The sequence below is a fragment of the Nocardia vinacea NBRC 16497 genome (assembly GCF_000308835.1).
In the GTDB taxonomy this organism is placed as follows: Bacteria; Actinomycetota; Actinomycetes; order Mycobacteriales; family Mycobacteriaceae; genus Nocardia; species Nocardia vinacea.
The window spans coordinates 39,951-57,385 of record NZ_BAGN01000184.1 but is presented as its reverse complement, the minus strand read 5'-3'; the positions used below and the strand labels follow the sequence as shown (position 1 = coordinate 57,385).

General features: G+C 65.1%; 13 protein-coding genes. 9 read left to right on the top strand and 4 right to left on the bottom strand.

All coding sequences use genetic code 11. From position 1 onward, the window contains the following. The first annotated feature begins 439 nt into the window (after positions 1-439). The 6 genes from moeZ to ON44_RS26020 all read left to right on the top strand — a co-directional run bounded on the left by moeZ (position 440) and on the right by ON44_RS26020 (position 7,757). Positions 440-1,624: an adenylyltransferase/sulfurtransferase MoeZ gene (gene moeZ, locus ON44_RS26045; RefSeq protein WP_040694816.1), complete on the top strand. Its 1,185-nt coding sequence runs from the start codon at positions 440-442 to the stop codon at positions 1,622-1,624. 54 nt (positions 1,625-1,678) lie between these two features. Then, entirely contained in the window at positions 1,679-2,530 is an 852-nt protein-coding gene (locus tag ON44_RS26040; RefSeq protein ID WP_040694815.1) for a TIGR02569 family protein, read from the top strand. 295 nt (positions 2,531-2,825) lie between these two features. Next, positions 2,826-4,670, top strand: coding sequence for an SCO2524 family protein (locus ON44_RS26035; RefSeq protein WP_040694814.1), 1,845 nt, complete (start codon positions 2,826-2,828; stop codon positions 4,668-4,670). Between the two features lie 3 nt (positions 4,671-4,673). Further along, positions 4,674-5,585, top strand: a complete 912-nt coding sequence (locus tag ON44_RS26030; protein ID WP_040694813.1) for an SCO2523 family variant P-loop protein — start codon at positions 4,674-4,676, stop codon at positions 5,583-5,585. A 47-nt stretch (positions 5,586-5,632) separates the two neighbouring features. Next, a complete protein-coding gene (locus ON44_RS26025; RefSeq protein WP_040694812.1) occupies positions 5,633-6,649 on the top strand; it encodes an SCO2522 family protein in 1,017 nt (338 codons plus the stop codon). A 1-nt stretch (position 6,650) separates the two neighbouring features. Beyond that, positions 6,651-7,757, top strand: coding sequence for an SCO2521 family protein (locus tag ON44_RS26020; protein ID WP_051182462.1), 1,107 nt, complete (start codon positions 6,651-6,653; stop codon positions 7,755-7,757). Positions 7,758-7,765: 8 nt separating this feature from the next. On the opposite strand, the gene ON44_RS26015 is transcribed toward ON44_RS26020, so the two are convergent. The 4 genes from ON44_RS26015 to ON44_RS26000 all read right to left on the bottom strand — a co-directional run bounded on the left by ON44_RS26015 (position 7,766) and on the right by ON44_RS26000 (position 11,814). Next, complete coding sequence (locus ON44_RS26015) at positions 7,766-8,608, bottom strand: hypothetical protein (RefSeq protein WP_040694811.1); 843 nt, start codon at positions 8,606-8,608, stop codon at positions 7,766-7,768. A 67-nt stretch (positions 8,609-8,675) separates the two neighbouring features. Next, complete coding sequence (locus tag ON44_RS48620; RefSeq protein ID WP_157187325.1) at positions 8,676-9,287, bottom strand: GNAT family N-acetyltransferase; 612 nt, start codon at positions 9,285-9,287, stop codon at positions 8,676-8,678. Positions 9,288-9,469: 182 nt separating this feature from the next. Then, a complete protein-coding gene (locus tag ON44_RS26005) occupies positions 9,470-10,954 on the bottom strand; it encodes an MFS transporter (protein ID WP_040694810.1) in 1,485 nt (494 codons plus the stop codon). Positions 10,955-11,142: 188 nt separating this feature from the next. Beyond that, the gene (locus ON44_RS26000; RefSeq protein WP_040694809.1) at positions 11,143-11,814 is read right to left on the bottom strand and encodes a FadR/GntR family transcriptional regulator; all 672 of its coding nucleotides are present in this window, start codon (positions 11,812-11,814) and stop codon (positions 11,143-11,145) included. Between the two features lie 65 nt (positions 11,815-11,879). Here ON44_RS26000 and ON44_RS25995 point away from each other — a divergent pair, with 65 nt between their 5' ends. The 3 genes from ON44_RS25995 to nirB all read left to right on the top strand — a co-directional run bounded on the left by ON44_RS25995 (position 11,880) and on the right by nirB (position 17,429). Then, positions 11,880-13,139, top strand: coding sequence for a CynX/NimT family MFS transporter (locus ON44_RS25995; protein ID WP_040694808.1), 1,260 nt, complete (start codon positions 11,880-11,882; stop codon positions 13,137-13,139). 253 nt (positions 13,140-13,392) lie between these two features. After that, positions 13,393-14,853 carry a nitrate/nitrite transporter gene (locus ON44_RS25990; RefSeq protein ID WP_040694807.1) on the top strand — a complete coding sequence of 487 codons (1,461 nt, stop codon included), beginning with the start codon at positions 13,393-13,395 and terminating at the stop codon, positions 14,851-14,853. 26 nt (positions 14,854-14,879) lie between these two features. Beyond that, positions 14,880-17,429, top strand: a complete 2,550-nt coding sequence (nirB, locus tag ON44_RS25985) for a nitrite reductase large subunit NirB (protein ID WP_040694806.1) — start codon at positions 14,880-14,882, stop codon at positions 17,427-17,429. The last annotated feature ends 6 nt before the right edge of the window (positions 17,430-17,435 follow it).

Sequence of the window (17,435 nt, the reverse complement as noted above, 5' to 3'; positions counted from 1 at the left end):
GGCTCGATGGTCGAGTCCTACGCGTGCGGCGCATGCGCTTCGACGGCTCGGCTGTGTCGATGGCCGCGCCTTCGGCGCGGACGCGAGACGGGCCGCGAACGGGTCGCTCGTAAGACTCGCTCCGTTGGGGTCACCGATGGCGGATCGCTTGGCCACCGATGCATACGCGCCGGATGGTCGAGTTCTATGCGTGCGGCGTATGCGGTTCGACGGCTCGGCTGTGTCGATGGCCGCGCCTTTGGCGCGGACGTGAGACGGGCCGCGAACGGTCGCTCGTAAGACTCGCTCCGTGGGTGGTCGGTTGTGCGGGGGCGGTCGTTGCCCTGCGTTGTTGATACTGGACCATAGATCGGGAAGAACGGCCCGATTGTCGGTGTTGAGTAAGTAGGCGCTGAGCCACCACAGTGCGATCGGCCAATTGATTCGAGGAGCCCTGGACGTGTCATCACCGAAGTCCCTGCCGCCGCTGGTCGAACCGGCCGCGGAGCTGACCAAGGACGAGATCGCCCGCTACAGCCGTCATCTGATCATCCCGGACCTGGGTGTGGACGGGCAGAAACGGCTGAAGAACGCCAAGGTGCTGGTAATCGGCGCCGGCGGGCTCGGCTCGCCCGCGCTGCTGTATCTGGCGGCCGCCGGTGTCGGCACGCTCGGCATCGTCGAATTCGACGAGGTCGACGCGTCCAATCTGCAGCGCCAGATCATCCACGGTGAATCCGATATCGGCCGCCCGAAGGCCGATAGTGCGCGCGATTCGATCCTCGAGATCAACTCCGGCATCGAGGTCCGGTTGCACAAGATCCGCCTGGAGCCGGAGAACGCCGTCGAGCTGTTCGCCGAGTACGACCTGATCGTCGACGGCACCGATAACTTCGCCACCCGCTACCTGGTCAACGACGCCGCGGTGCTGGCGGGCAAGCCGTATGTCTGGGGCTCCATCTACCGCTTCGAGGGCCAGGTCTCGGTCTTCTGGGAGGACGCACCGGACGGCCGCGGCATCAACTACCGCGATCTCTACCCGGAGGCCCCGCCGCCGGGCATGGTGCCGTCCTGCGCCGAGGGCGGTGTCCTCGGCGTGCTGTGCGCCTCCATCGGTTCGATCATGGTGACCGAGGCGATCAAGCTGATCACCGGCATCGGCGAACCGCTGCTCGGCCGTCTCATGGTGTACGACGCATTGGATATGAACTACCGGACCATCAAGCTGCGCCGCGATCCGGAGCGTCAGCCGATCACCGAACTGATCGACTACGAGGCGTTCTGCGGTGTGGTGTCCGAGGAGGGTCAGGCCGCGGCGGCGGGTTCGACGATTACCGCGCGCGAGCTCAAGGAGTTGCTCGACGCGGGCAAGGAAATCGAGCTCATCGACGTGCGCGAGCCGGTCGAATGGGACATCGTGCACATCGAGGGCGCCAAGCTCATCCCGAAGGATCGATTCCTCTCCGGTGAGGCGCTGTCGGATCTGCCGCAGAACCGGCCGATCGTCTTGCACTGCAAGACCGGTATCCGCTCGGCGGAGGTGCTCGCGGTCCTGAAGAACGCCGGTTTCTCCGACGCCTCGCACGTGCAGGGCGGAATTGTCGCCTGGGCGAATCAGGTCGACAAGTCACTGCCGGTCTACTAGACGGGGTACGGCGCGCCGCAGGCGTGCCAAATTCAACACAGGTACCGTACGGCCGTGACTTCTGTGGAACCCCCCGAGCACGTGCGCGCCACGTTCGGTCTGCGCGAAGTGACCCCGGTTTCGCTGGGAGACTGGGACGGCGGCTGGCGGCTCGGTGACGTGGTGTTGAGCCCGATCGCCGATCATGCCAGGGCGGCGTGGTCGGCGAAGGTCCGCGAAACCCTGAAGGTGGACGGCCTACGCCTGGCCCGCCCGGTGCGTGCCACCGACGGTCGCTACGTGGTTTCCGGTTGGCGCGCCGATACCTACCTGGAGGGTGTACCCGAGCCACGTTACGACGAGGTCGTCTCGGTATCACTGCGACTACACAAGGCCACGGCGGAGCTCGAGCGACCACGGTTCCTGGTCCAGCCGCCGGTCGCCCCCTGGGTCGATGTCGACGTCTTCGTCGCCGCCGACCGCGCGGCTTGGGAGGCGGTACCGCTGCGAAGTCTGCGCGCCGGTGGCATCACACCGGCAACCTCCCCCGACGGCCAACGCAGCATGGAACTGATCGGCCAACTCGCCACACTGCGCAAACCGGTCCAAACCCCCGCGCAACTGGTGCACGGAGACCTGTTCGGCACGGTACTTTTCGCCGGCGTCTTCACACCCGGCCTCACAGACATCACCCCGTACTGGCGTCCGGCGCCATGGGCCGCCGGTGTCATCGTCGTCGATGCACTCGCCTGGGGCGGCGCCGACGACGGCCTGCTCGACCGCTGGTCCGATTTACCCGAGTGGCCGCAGATGTTGTTGCGAGCGGTCATGTTTCGGCTTGCTGTACATGCGCTGCACCCCCGCTCGACTCCCGAGGCGTTTCCCGGATTGGCACGTACCGCCGACATGGTTCGCTTGATGCTCTGAGTTCCGTCCCAACCGCGCGATCGCCCGGTTACCCGATCTGCGCCTTGCGCTGCATCGGTTGCTCTATGCTCGGACAACCGCCTCAGGCGGCGTTGTTTTACCTGCTTTTCGGGCCACCGGGATGCTATGTGGTTGCCCGTGCTCGGACGGCCCCGCGACCGGTTCCGATGATGCCGGAATGGAACCGGATCGGACCCTCGTGGAGCCAGCGTAAGCGTTGTGCCCGTGCTAATTTGACGTTCGTGGACGCGGTGAGGAGCGGCGCGCCTGCGACTTGGGGTGAGGACGGCAGCAGGTGAGAATCCAACCGAGGCAACAGATTCTGGACGTGTGGCGCGCCATGCTCGCCGCGTGCTGGGATGGCAGGGACTGGCGCTGGGGCGGTCGGATGGACCCCAACTCTATCAGCGATTCCGAGCAGTTGCTCTGCCTGCTGTATCCGGCCACCGAGATCGATATCTTCGCACTGGACAATCCGGATCGCATGGAGGACGACGTCAGTTCGGTCCTCGAACCGCTCGGCGGTCCGAAGCAGATCGGCAGCTTCGTGGTCTGGCTGCTCGAGCGCTACATCGAGCAGAACACCCGTAGCGACGGGCAGCCGAACTTCTCCGCGGGTAGCTATCTGCGCTCCGCCGATGAGCGCGAACCCAATGCGACGCAGCGCGGCATCGAAGTCGTCGACTCCTATTCGATGTCGCTGACCGTCTGTATGGCGGGCCTGCGCTTCCTGCGCGCCTTCCGCGGTTGGGCGCGACCGGGGGAGCTGACACAGCGGATCGATATCCTCTCCGGGCAGCTCAGTGCGCGGCTGACCGCGGCGATGACCGGACTGGTCCGCAGTTTCGTCGTCAATACCGTCAAGCCGAAATCTCCTGAGGGACAGGCGATTCTGGGGATGCTGAACCAGACCGGCGAGCCCGAGCAGGCCATGGTCGACGGTGTGCGGCGCAGTCTGGAACGGGTTCGGGCGCGGTTGCGTAGTGACGTCACCCTGGGCCAGGAGGAATCGGTCAGGGAGCTCGAGGACGAGAATCTCTTGTTCGAATGCGGGTGGAGTTGGGGTGTGGTGCGTGACGCCACCGAGGTCGACTTCGTCGAGGCGCAGATCGCGAGTGAGAAGGGCATCGCCGATCCGCGCCCGTATCTCTATTTCACGGTCGTCGCGCTGGACGGCATCAACGACCTGGTCTCCCCGCGCACCGGTGAGCTCGGTCTGCTCGACGAGAAACAGCACCGGCTGGCCCAGGCCCTGCGTACCCGCTGGGAGTTGACCCAGCGCTACTGGTCGACGGTCGCGCGGTTCGGCTCCGGCGGTTGGCCGCTGGAGGATATTCCGTGGCGCACCTCCGACGGTGAGCAGTCGGACTACTTCAGTCTCATCGTATCCGCCGTACTGATCCAGGATCTGGTCGCGCGCACCGCCTCCGATGACGACTTGACAAGAGCCGTGGCTATTTTCGACGAATTGGCCGGCCGGGGCCGCATCATTCGCCGGACTATGCGCGATGATCCCGCGGTCGCGCTGCACACTCCCGGTGTACGGCTGACCCTGCGGGGCAGTGAGGGCGTCGACGACGGACCGACGCTGCAGTGGGAGGTTTCGGACTTCTCGGCGGTGCTGCTCAAACGAATGCTGCAGGCGGCCAGGCTGTCCAACAATGTCGCGGCCCGCGACAAGCTGATGGAATTGGCCAAATCGGTGATGGAACATCTGGATCGGCGCATGCTGCGGGCCGGTGCGCCCGGACTGTGGGACGATCCGGCGGGCGCGTTCGGGGAGAACGGCGATGCCGAGGTAACCAGGCCGTCCTGGTACATGACCGAACGTGTCGTCGAATGTTTGGTGGCCGCGGACCGCACCTATCGTGAACCGCCGCCCAACTGGCCGGATCTGCAGGACGTCGCGCGGGTCATGCTGAATACCGCCGAGCACCGATTCGATCAGGAGATGCTCGGTGTGAGCATCGACGACACCTCGGGTAACCGGGCCGCGCTCGATCGCGTGGAGGACCATATCGATCAGGCCAGGCGGTTGGTGCGCGAGGATTCCGCCACCACCTTCGTGCACGCCCTCGACGCGCTGCGTGAACTCGACCGACTGGCCGCCGCCCGCCGCGATGCGACAAGGAACCCCTAGCGCATGATCGTGTTCGCGACCTCCGACAAGGGCGGCACCGGCCGCTCGGTGACCAGCTGCAATCTCGCCTATCGGATGTGTGTGCGAGGTAAGCGGGTCGCCTATCTGGATTTCGATTTCGGTTCCCCTACCGCGGGTGCGCTTTTCGAGATCAGTGGTGTGGAGCGCGGCATCACCGGTGGCGACGGCCTGCATTCCTATTTGCTCGGCCGGGGCGTCGCCACTCGAATCGACGTGCGGGACAATACCGATCGTCGCGAATTACGTAAGATGCGTACGCGAACCGGCAAGCTGTTCCTGTTGCCCGGCGATGCCGGTGGCGCGGAGTTCACCAAAATCGATGACCGAACCCTCGACAACTGCGCCCAGTTGCTGCTCGAACTCGATCAGGACTTCGACGTGTGCATTGTCGATCTCAGCGCGGGTCGCTCGGTGGCGATGGAAATCGCGCTCAAGGCAACGGCTTTGCCGCAGCTGGCCGCGCGAACGGTGCGCTGGTTGGTATTTCATCGCTGGACCCGTCAGCACATCATTGCCGCGCACGGCCTGGTGCGCGGACAGTACGGGATCCTCGACTGCGGTGCGGGCGCCGGCCACGATCCCGAGGCGCTGCTGGACAACCTCAGGTACGTTCGCACCGCGGTGCCGCAATTGAACGAGGCGACCGAATCCCCTGGGCCGCAGGCGGCTTGGTTGCACCAGCAGGACTCCATGTTGAAACGGCTGGCATCGACGAACAAGGTCGGTGCGAGCGCGATGCTCGGCGAGACCCCGGTCGAGCCGGTATTGCAATGGCGTGAACAACTGATTCTGGACATCGACGTGCAGAAGGAAATTGCCAACAGGGCAACCGTCGAGGCCTTCGACATGCTCGCCGATCGCGTGCTCGATCCCGCGACCTGGCGCCGTATCTGAATCGACCGAACTCGAGAACACCATCGGAGGAAAGGGATTTCGAGCACATGGAGCATGCCGCAGGCTACAGCGAGGCCACCGAGCACCCGCGCGTCGCCAAGGTGCCGCTGTCCCATGTGTCGATCGAGGTCGGACATTTCTATATGCACGATCTGGCCAATGGCGAGGAGAAGATTCGCACGCAGTTTCGTCGGATCGTGCCGCTGGTCACGGCATTCACCGAGGCCGCGAAAATCGAATTCGGCCCGCGCGCCAGGGTGAGCACCTGCTTTCTGGTCGACGACTATTTCCGGTCCGATACCAATCCCGGCGAAATCCTCGACAAGTTGCTGCGCAATGCCGACGAATGTGGTTTGAGCATCGACTATTTGGCGCGGGAGGCGGGCTGCTGGGAGGTTCCGGCCGCCGAATACGGCGCGGTGAGCGCGCCGCGTATCGAGCTGGCCGAGTTGGTCCGCGCCCGCATCGTGGCCGAACCGCCCGAGGGCGCGAACGGACGCAGACCGCCCACCGCGGAATCCGGCTGGCTGTGCAATGGCCGACGCGCCTCCGATGATCCCTCGGAGCAGGCCATGCACGACGAGCCGTACGAACCGGCCGAGGAGTTCGGGCGGCGCGAGCATTCGATTTTCCTCGATGTCGAAATGTGGAGCAAACAGACCCGAAAGGTGAACGGGCGCAAGGAAGTCTTCACCAAATGGTCCTGCCCGTATCTGGCCTCCATCTGGCAGTTGCTGCGACTGGGCATGCTGCGCTTCGACGGTATGCCGGTGGTCGAGCCGCAGCCGTGGGAGGCGGGTATGCCATGGCCGAGCAGTTGGTGGGAGATGCCCGCGGTGGTCCAGCTGAATCCGCGAGCCAAACCTTTTGCCGCATATCGGTCACTTTCGCTGCTGCCGCAGCGATATCTGGGTATCGAGCACGCGGTGCGGGTAATACTCGATCACATCCAACTCGACGACGAAGTGGTGGATCAGATCGTCGCCAGGGGCAACGAGGAGGGTATCGACGTATCGCGCAAGGTGACCGAACGCCTCACCCATTTCCTGCTGGACGGATCCTGACGTGAACGAACCGAACGATTCGGCCGTGCGCCGGATGCGCACGGCCCGCTCGACGCCGCATCTGAGGCAGCTGCGTCGTGGCCGAGCCGTGCGCCTGCTGGTGCGCGCCGGTGCGGCACAGACCAGGACACCCGCCGGACCCCTGATCGTATTCGGTGAGGTGGACACCTGCCTGCTGCCCGCGGCCACGCCGCTGCCACGCGGTGATCTCGAGGAACTGCTCGAGCTGGTGCCGGGACGTCCGATGCTGTGGCGGGAGCGGCCGATGTCGCTCGCGGTTTCGCCGACCACCGCCGAGGGTGTGGATTGCCGATTGGCCGCCCCTTCGCATCCCGATGTGCGGGCGATCGGCACGGTGGCAACGCATGCGGTCGTGGTCGGCGGACGGGTGCTGCAGAGTTCGGCACAGACCAGAGTCGTGCGTGCCGCCGGCGATCAGCGCCGGACGTGGTCCCACTACCTGAGCCAGGTCGGGGTGTCCGAGGTGATCACCAAGGTCACCGCAGAAACGGGCGCCCGGCTGGCCGAGGGCTTCCTGGCCGCGGGCCCGCCGCCGGTGGGCACCCTCGATTTCGCGTCGATCGTCAACCGGCTGCTCGGCCGCATTCGGATGGATCACCGCCTCGACCAGAACACGCCGGTGCAATCGGGGACGACCAGGCTGCGCTGGGCGGCGCGGATCGGTGATCCGGCGCAGCCGGTTGTGTGGTTCCGGTTGCAGAACGATACGGTCCGCACCGCGTTGATCACCGTGCGCACCGAGGCGGAACTGGCCGATGTGCAGCGGTTCTGTGAGGATCTCGCGGTGCACGATTGGCTGCTGTCGGTCACCGCCGCGGCGCTGGAGCAGTCCGATCTGTACCTGCCGGGCAGTGCGGAGTCGGTGGCGGTACTGGCCCCGGTGCTGCACCACCTGGCACATCTGTGGGTGCCCGGCGCGCATACGCCGCCCGCGCTGCGCGGGCTGTGGACGCAGCTGAATACCGATCCGGATTTCACCGCGGGACGGCGGGCATTGATCGATCAGCTGCACAATCGGGTGCTGGTGGCGACACTGGATGCGGTGCGGCACACCAGGATCGGCACCGAGGACTACAGCGCGGATTAGCCTTGCGATCAGATCCGGAACCATCGCCGGACCAGCAATGCGAAGAACAGCGAGTTGAGTACGAGTCCGGCGTAGGCCTCGATGATCAGGAGTGTCCGTCCGGCGCCCCTGATGTCCTCGAGATCGCCGAGCCCGAGCGGATTCAGATAGTTGATCAGGCACATATGCAGCGCGGTCGGGATCGGCTGGCCATCGGTCGTCCATAGCACGAAGGTGCCGATGAGCAGGACGGCGGCGATCCAGCAGAGTAGCCGGAACGGCCGAAAACCATAGCCGCACAGCACTTCCAGGGTCCAATGCGGGATCCGCTTCCAGACCGGATAGACGGCGCGGCAGCGAGCTTGCGCCAAGGCATGCCCGCAGCGGTCCTGTGCCTCGAAGTCCTCCTCGACCCGGTGCAGTCCCACCGCGCGTTTGAAGGCCAGGACGGCGTGTTGGGGCAGATCGGCCGCGATCAACGCGCGGCCGAGATGCTCATAAGTTTCCGCGATACGGATGTTCTGGGTGCGGCTCAGCCGTCGTGGTCCGCGGAATTCGACCTCGGCGGCGAGTAGAGCCGTCAATGCGCGCAGCCGGCCGTCGCCGTCCGCGGCGGGTTCCTGTGCCGCCGTGTAGATATGGGAGAAGACCAGGTTGTCGCCGGGCTGGGAGATCTTCACCGGGTCGTAGTCGAGTTCCAATGTCTCGACATGGGTGTTCAAGGAGTCGAGAAGCGGCTGTTCGGACTCGCCCTCGGCCTGTTGGAAGTATTCGGTGATTTCGCCCGCGTATCGGTCGGCATGGCGATCGATGAGCATGGTCATCGAATTGACCGCAGGTGACAGTTGGGATAGGCCCGCGTATTCGGTCATCGTGTGTTCCCCCGGGTGCAGCCGTCACATTCGACGTGATACCCACCATACCAACGCGATTCGACTATCAATCCGGTGCGCGACCGCCCTTGAGCCATCGCTTGTCGTTCGGTCCGGGGAACCGCGAGGTGGTAGGCCAGTGATCGATGCGGTGTACCAGCACATCTCGCGGTTCGTCCGCGCCGAAGTAGCGCTGTTCGTATCCGGCCCAACGGAATCCCGCGTTCTTGTACAGCTTGACTGTGCGCTGATCGGTCGGTCGCACCGTGAGGTATACCGAATCCGCCTGTGCGGTGCGGCAACTCGTCACGGCCCGGTCCAGCAGCGCGCGGCCGAGGCCCCGATTGCGGTAGTTGGGTGCGACCGCGAGACCCATCACCCAGCCGCGCCGCCGGGTGCCGACGCCGACGAGTGCGTAGCCGCGCACTCTGCCGCCGATTTCGGCCACCACCCAATCGGGTCCGTGCAGGTCGAACAGTTGCCGCAGCGTCACATACGGGTAGCACAGGTCGCCGAAATGTTCTCGCTCCAGCGCGGCGATATCGTCGAGATCCGCCAATCGTGCGGTCCGGAACACCGGTTCCCCCGCCCCCTCGGAATTATCCAATGCCCACCCTCCCGGTGTGAGGCTGCTTTCCAGCGTAAAGTGCTGGCGCAGTTGACGGACCGAGACCGCCAAATGCGATCCCTGCTCAGTCGCGGGTGGTGATGCGGATGTGTGCCATCGCGCCGGAGCCCCCCTTGTGCTGCCTACTGACTCGGCGTGATATCCACCATAGCAATGTGATTCGACTCGTGGACGGCCGAATGCCGCGCTGGGGACCTCGTCCAGCGCGGCATTCGGGTCTAGCGGTGATGTGGTTACACGTTGGCGTAGGCCAGTGAGGGGACACGGGCCACGGCGAACGAGGAACGCAGGTAGAAGAACCAGGTGACCGCGGCCATGACCAGGAAGGCGCCGGCGTAGGCCCAGAAGGCCGGGTTCATGCTGTGGAAGTTGATGTTGGACAGGCGAAGTGCCTGCTGGAGCAGGTAGCCGCCGGAGGCGCCGATCGCGCCGATTACTCCGATCGCGGCACCCGCTTGGCGCTTGGCCGAGGCGACGGCGTCGGTGAGGTCGAGTCCGTGTTCGGATGCGTACTTCTTGGCTTCGGCGCTGAAGATGGACGGGATCATCCGGTAGGTCGAACCGTTGCCGATACCGGTCAGCACGAACAGCACCAGGAAGGCGATCAGGTAGAGCGGGAAGCTCTTGGCCTGCAAGCCGGCCATGATCAGCACGCATGCGATCGCCATACCGCCGAAGACGAAGATGGTCATCTTGGCGCCGCCGACCTTATCGGAGATCCAGCCGCCGAACGGACGGCTGAACGAGCCGACCAGCGCGCCGAGGAAGGCGAGGTTACCGAGGGTGGTGATCCAGCCGATCTTGGCCAGATCCGGGAAGTTGGCCTTGATCAGCGTCGGGAAGGCGAAGGAGAAGCCGATGAACGAACCGAAGGTGCCGATGTAGAGGAACGACATCACCCAGGTGTGCTTATTGGTCAGCGCCAGCTTGTAGGACTTGCCGTCGGCCTTCGCGGTGCTGATGCTGTCCATGTACCGCAGCGCGCCGAATATGGCGATCAGGATGAACGGCACCCAGACCAGCACCGACAGCGTGATACCGAAGCGGTAGCCCGCCGCGTCCTTGGCCATGATGTGCGTGCCGAGGGTGATCAGCAGTGGCAGCACCAACTGGGTCTGTGCCACACCGAGATTGCCGCCCGCGGCGTTGATTCCGAGGGCCGCACCCTTTTTCCCTTCCGGGAAGAAGAACGAGATATTGGCCATCGAGGACGAGAAGTTACCGCCGCCGAAGCCGGCCAGTGCGGCAAGCACCATGAACACCCACATGGGGGTGCCGGGCTGGTTCACGAAGTAGGCGAGGCCCAGCGTCGGGATGAGCAGCATGGCCGCACTGAATGCCGTGAACGCTCGCCCGCCGAATTTAGGGATGGCGAAGGTGTACGGAATGCGCAGTGCCGCACCGACAAGCGTCGGGGTCGAGGTCAGCAGCAGCGCATTGCTCACCGCGGTCGGGTTGCCCTTGCCGAGTCCGGCCAGGAAGTCGAAGCCCGCCAGGCCCATGCTGGTCACGACGGTGCCCCAGATGACCCAGACGCTGAAGCCGAGATTCTCGGCGAAGACGGAGAAGATCAGGTTCTTGCGGGCGGTGAATTTGCCACCCGATTCCCAGAATTCGGTGTTGTCCGGCTCCCAGTGATCCAGCCAGCGCCCCCTTTTCTGGTGCGTGAATACTGGGGTGTCCGACTGCTGGCCGGTGGCAGCTACTGCGGCAGTCATCGGCTTCCTCTCGATCTGGCTCGGTGGGTTCGCCGAGCTGCGGTCGAGACAAAGGTAAGAGCCGCTTGTTGCGTGTGAATGGCCCCGAGTGACGTTCCAGGCAAATCCGACTCACACGGCGTTGAGCCGGTCGGTGACCTATTGGTTACCTGCCGGGCGCAAGAGTTTTCGGTCGTCCGACCAGAAGTCTAGCGGTCCGGATATTCGGCGATCAGCGAAGCGAGGAAGCACCTCGCGGCCTGTGCCGCTCGATCCGGATCGCCATCGATAACGGCCTGCACCAATTCATTGTGTTCCGCGTCGTAGGCATCGTCGGATTTCGCGCTTCGCGCCCGGATCACCTGTTCGATAATCGGCAGCAGCGAATCGTAGAACTCCAGATATACCGCGTTGTGGCTGGCGACGACGATCGCGCGGTGCAGTTCCACATCGGCCTCGATGGCCGCGAGATTCTGTTCATCCCAGTGCTGCTGACTGCGTTCCTCCAGTAGCCGGCGCAGATTCGCGATATCGGTCTCGTCGCGACGGCGCGCGGCCAAGGCCGCGGCATTGGTGTCCACGGCCATGCGCAGCTCGAGTACATCGCGTTCCTCCGCGTCGGCGAAGTACTTCGCGAGGGTGCCGCCGACCTCCGAGGCCGCGATGACATAGGTGCCCGAGCCTTGGCGACGCTCCAGCATCCCGGCATGGACTAGCGCCTGCACTGCCTCGCGTACCGTATTCCGCCCGGTTCCGGTGAGCTCGGTGAGCTCCGGTTCGGTGGGGATTCGGGAGCCGATAGGCCAACGGCCGGAACGAATTTCGGCACGCAGCTGCTCGGTTACCTGGGCAATGAGGCTGGTCCGCCGGACGGGTTGCACGGCATCAGAGTACCGCCCATCACAAATCCTTGCCTCCTATCATCGGGTCATCCTATGATTTCGCGGTGACTGCAACTCTCCCGGAAACCACCACTCGCCCGGAACATGTCCGGGTCGAGTGGCGCAAACGTGCACTGACGGAAGGCCGACTGCTCGTCCTCGCCGCCATTGTGATGTCCGCGCTCACCCTCCGGGTCGCCGTCACCGCATTCTCGCCGCTGGCCGAGCGCATCGGCGCCGATATCGGTTACTCGACGGCCGTCGTCGGTGTCTTCGGCATGATCCCGACCCTGATGTTCGCGGTTTCGGGTCTGCTCACCCCGGTTTTCGTGCGCCGGATCGGGCTCGAGCGCACCGCACTCGTCGCGATGCTGATGGCCGGACTCGGCATGCTGATCCGGGCGGTGGTCGGCGGCACGGCCGAACTGCTGATCTTCTCCGCGCTGGCCCTCGGCGGTATGGGCATCGGCAATGTCGTTATTCCGCCGCTGGTCAAGCGGTATTTCCCGGACCGGCTCGCGGTGGTGAGCTCGCTGTACATCACCATGGTCCAGCTCGGCACCGTGGTGCCCGCGCTGATCGCGGTGCCGGTCGCCGACGCGCACGGCTGGCGTATCTCCCTGGGGCTGTGGGCGATTCTCGGCTTCGCGGCCGCGCTGCCGTGGCTCGGTGTGCTGCGCGATCGCCGCGGTCACGATCGGGTCGACAGCACGGCGCTGCCGTCGCGGACCCAGGAGCCCAAGGGCAAGGTGTGGCGTTCGCCGGTGGCCTGGGGGATGGCGGGCATGTTCGGTATGACCTCGCTGACCACCTACGCCATGTTCACCTGGCTGCCCAAGATCCTGTCCGAAGCGGGCGCGAGTGCCGGGTTCGGCGGAACCATGGTCGGTGTGTTCGCGTTGGTCGGGCTGGTGTCGGCGTTCACCGCACCGACGGTGGTCGCGCGGTTCCGCAATCCGTTCCCGTTCGTAGTGGGTTGTGCCGTCTTCTTTTTCACCGCATTCGCCGGACTGCTGATCGCACCGATGACTGTGCCGTTGCTGTGGGTCGTGCTGTTGGGCCTCGGCCCGAGCACCTTCCCGATGGCGCTGACGCTGATCAATATGCGCACCAGGACCCCGCAGGGTTCGGCCGCACTGTCGGGCTTCACCCAGGGCGTCGGATATGCGGTGGCCTGCGTCGGTCCGGTGCTGTTCGGCATGTTGCACAGCGCGACCGGCGGCTGGGCCGCACCGTTCGCGATGCTCGTCATCGCGGTGCTGGTGCTGCTCACCGGTGCATGGCAGGCCTGCAAGCCACGCATGCTCGAAGACACCTGGAATTGATCGCGCCGTTCGAGTTGCGAGGTGGTGTGACGTCGAGCATGCTGTCCGCGTCACACCTCACCGGCCGGTAATTGCAAGATCGGCTGTTTGTGACGTGTAGAAACCGGTGTGTCACATGCGCGAAACATTTCGTTGAAACTCACCCGGCTAACCGGGGAATCGTGAGCAACCGTTGATTTGACGGTCATTTGGGGCATCATTTCGGCAATACCCGTTTCCTACCGTGGGGCTAACCGATTTTGGGAGGCCCCCGTTGAGCACGCTGACGCGTAACCACAACATCGAGCATTGGGATGCCGAGGATGTCGCGGCCTGGGAGGCCGGTGGCAAAGACGTCGCCAAGCGGAATCTGATCTGGTCGGTCTTCGCCGAGCACGTCGGGTTCTCGGTGTGGTCCATCTGGTCGGTCATGGTGCTGTTCATGCCCACCGATAAGTTCGGCATCGATCCGGCGGGCAAGTTCTTCCTGGTCGCCATGCCGACGCTGGTCGGTGCGTTTCTGCGCATTCCGTACACCGTGGCCACGGCGCGCTTCGGCGGTCGCAACTGGACCATCTTCAGTGCCACGCTGCTGCTGATTCCGACGCTGCTCACGCTGTACTTCATCAATCAGCCGGGCACCTCGTACACGACCTTCCTGGTCGTGGCCGCATTCGCCGGATTCGGTGGCGGCAACTTCGCCTCCTCGATGACCAATATCAATGCCTTCTACCCGCAACGGTTGAAGGGTTGGGCGCTCGGGCTGAACGCGGGCGGCGGAAATATCGGCGTGCCCGTCATCCAGCTCGTCGGTCTGCTCGTCATCGCCACTCTCGGCAACGGTTACGCCTCGCTGATCTGCGCGATCTACCTCGTGCTCGTCGCGCTGGCCGGTGTCGGCGCCGCGCTGTACATGGACAACCTGAAGAACCAGAAGGCCGATCTCTCCTACATGATCACGGCGCTCAAGGTGCCGCAGTCCTGGGCGATCGCCTTCCTCTACATCGGCACCTTCGGTTCGTTCATCGGCTACAGCTTCGCCTTCGGTCAGGTGCTGCAGATCAGTTTCAAGGCCGGTGGCGACACCGTCGCGCAGGCCGCACTGCATGCCGCGCAGATCGCCTTCATCGGCCCGCTGCTCGGTTCGCTGGCCCGCCCGTACGGCGGCAAACTGGCCGACCGGATCGGCGGCAGCCGGGTCACCCTCTACACCTTCGCCGCGATGACCGCGGCCGCGGTGCTGGTCGGCGTGGCGAGCACCGCGGGTGACCGCAGCGGCGGCGTGCCGAGCGGTACGGCGATGGCCGCACTGGTCGCCGGATTCATCGCGTTGTTCGTGGTGTCGGGTATCGGCAACGGAGCAGTCACCAAGATCATCCCGTCGGTCTTCGACGCCAAATCCAAGAGCCTGGACGCGAGTCCGGCCGCCCAGGCCGCCTGGTCGCAGAACACTTCCGGTGCGCTCATCGGTTTCGTCGGCGCCATCGGTGCGCTCGGCGGTGTCGCGATCAACCTGGTACTGCGCTCCTCCTACGCCTCGACCAAATCGGCGACCACCGCCTTCTGGGTCTTCATGGCCTTCTATGTGGCCTGCGCCGCGGTGACCTGGCTGGTGTTCCTGCGCCGGCCGCGCGGTGTCGTCGACTCCGAGATCGTCACGGAGGCCGAAGCACTCGTCCTCGAAGCCGAGGCAGGCAACCCGTCCCAGTCCACCAGTACGTCGGCCCGAGCCTGACGCCGAATCATCAACGGAGGACAGTCATGAACTCGACAGTCGACCCCACCCAGCGCAAGACCGTCGTGGTCGTCGGCCACGGCATGGTCGGGCACCGGTTCGTGGAGGCGCTGCGGTCCCGGGACGAGGCAGGCCAGTGGCAGGTCGTCATCCTCAGCGAGGAGCAGCTGCCCGCCTACGACCGCGTCGGACTTTCGTCGTACGTCGGCAACTGGGATGCCGCCGCCCTGGCGCTGCCCGGTAACGAATACGCCGGTGACGCCCTGGTGGAGCTGCGGCTGGGCCAGTCCGCGCAGTCCATCGACCGCGAGGCACGCAAGGTCACCACCTCGGCGGGCGACACCATCGCCTACGACGCGCTGGTGCTGGCGACCGGTTCGTACCCGTTCGTGCCGCCGGTGCCCGGTCACGATCTGTCGGAGTGCTTCGTCTACCGGACCATCGATGACCTCGACGGCATCCGTGCGGCCGCTGCCGCGGCGGGTCCCGGTGCGGCCGGTGTGGTCGTCGGTGGTGGTCTGCTGGGTCTGGAGGCGGCCAACGCGCTGCGCCTGCTCGGCATGACGCCGCATGTCGTGGAGTTCAACCCCCGTCTGATGCCCGCCCAGGTCGACGAGGGTGGTGGCGCCATCCTGGAGAAGCTGGTCACCGATCTCGGGCTGCAGGTGCACACCGGTGTCGGTACCGCATCTATCGAGGCCATCGCGGACGCGGAATCGGCTGAGCGCCTGAAGGTTACGCTCTCCGACGACACGGTGATCGACGCCGGACTCGTGGTCTTCTCCGCCGGTGTCCGCCCGCGCGACCAGATCGCCCGCGACAGCGGCATCGAGGTCGGCCCGCGCGGCGGCATCGTTACCGATCTCGGTCTGCAGACCTCGGATCCGAATATCTACGCCATCGGCGAATGTGCCGCGGTGGAAGGTGTCTGCTACGGCCTGGTCGCCCCCGGCTACACCACCGCAGAGATCGTCGCGGACCGATTGCTCGGTGGTGCGGGCGAATTCCCCGGCGCGGATATGTCGACCAAGCTCAAGCTGCTCGGCGTCGATGTGGCCAGCTTCGGTGATGCGCACGCCACCACCGAGGGCGCGCTATCGGTCGTACTGCACGACGCGGCCAAGGGCACCTACGCGAAACTCGTCGTCTCCGATGACGCGCAGATCCTGTTGGGCGGCATCCTGGTCGGTGACGCGACCGCGTACTCGGCGCTGCGTCCGCTGGTCGGGCGTCCGCTGCCCGCCGAACCGGCCACGCTGATCTCGCCCGCCGGTGCCGAACTCGGCGCCGACGCACTGCCCGACGATGCCCAGATCTGCTCCTGCAACAATGTGTCCAAGGGTGCGATCTGCGGGGCCATCGAAGAGGGCGCCTGCGATATCCCGGGCATCAAGAAGTGCACGTCCGCCGGAACCTCTTGCGGCGGTTGCGTTCCCATGCTCAAGAAGCTGCTGGAGCAGTCCGGCGTCGAGATGTCCAAGGCGCTCTGCGAGCACTTCTCGCAGTCGCGCGCCGAGCTGTTCCAGATCGTCCAGGTCACCGGCATCCGCACCTTCTCCGGCCTTATCGCCAAGCACGGTAAGGGCACCGGCTGCGATATCTGCAAGCCGACGGTCGCCTCCATCCTGGCCTCCACCTCGAGCGATCACATCCTCGACGGCGAACAGGCCGCGCTGCAGGACACCAACGACCACTTCCTGGCGAATTTGCAGAAGAACGGCACCTACTCGGTGGTGCCGCGGATGCCCGGCGGCGAGGTCACCCCGGATCAGCTGATCACCATCGGCCAGATCGCCAAGGAATTCGACCTGTACGTCAAGGTCACCGGCGGTCAGCGGATCGACCTGTTCGGCGCGCGGGTCGAACAGCTGCCGCTGATCTGGAAGCGCCTTGTCGATGTCGGCATGGAATCCGGGCACGCGTACGGCAAGTCGCTGCGCACCGTGAAGAGCTGCGTCGGCTCCACCTGGTGCCGCTACGGCCAGCAGGATTCGGTCGGTATGGCCGTGTTGCTGGAGAAGCGGTACCGCGGATTGCGGTCGCCGCACAAGTTGAAGCTGGCCGTCTCGGGCTGCGCCAGAGAATGCGCGGAGGCCCGCGGCAAGGACGTCGGTGTCATCGCGACCGAGCACGGCTGGAACCTGTATGTCGGCGGCAACGGCGGTCTGACCCCGAAGCATGCGGTGCTGCTCGCCGGTGATCTGGACGACGAGACGCTGATCAAGTACATCGACCGGTACCTGATGTTCTACGTCCGCACCGCCGACCGGTTGCAGCGCACCGCGCCGTGGCAGGAGGCACTCGAGGGCGGTCTCGACTATCTCAAGCAGGTCATCTGCGAGGACAGCCTCGGCATCGCCGACGATCTGGAGGCGGCCATGGCCCAGCATGTCGCTGGCTATCGCGACGAATGGGCCGCGGTGCTCGACGACGAGGAGAAGTTGTCGCGCTTCGTGTCCTTTGTCAATGCCCCCGAAGAAGCCGATCCGACCATTTCGTTCGATGCGACCGGGGAGCGGAAGGTCCCTGTGTTGCTCGGCATGCCGGAAGTCCCGGTCGCCACACGCGGGCAATAGCCGCTT

Coding starts and splice junctions, on each gene's coding strand:
- ON44_RS26025 (WP_040694812.1), top strand. CDS start 5,633: ATGGAGCATGCCGCAGGCTACAGCGAGGCCACCGAGCACCCGCGCGTC.
- ON44_RS26030 (WP_040694813.1), top strand. CDS start 4,674: ATGATCGTGTTCGCGACCTCCGACAAGGGCGGCACCGGCCGCTCGGTG.
- ON44_RS26015 (WP_040694811.1), bottom strand. CDS start 8,608: ATGACCGAATACGCGGGCCTATCCCAACTGTCACCTGCGGTCAATTCG.
- ON44_RS26005 (WP_040694810.1), bottom strand. CDS start 10,954: ATGACTGCCGCAGTAGCTGCCACCGGCCAGCAGTCGGACACCCCAGTA.
- nirB (WP_040694806.1), top strand. CDS start 14,880: ATGAACTCGACAGTCGACCCCACCCAGCGCAAGACCGTCGTGGTCGTC.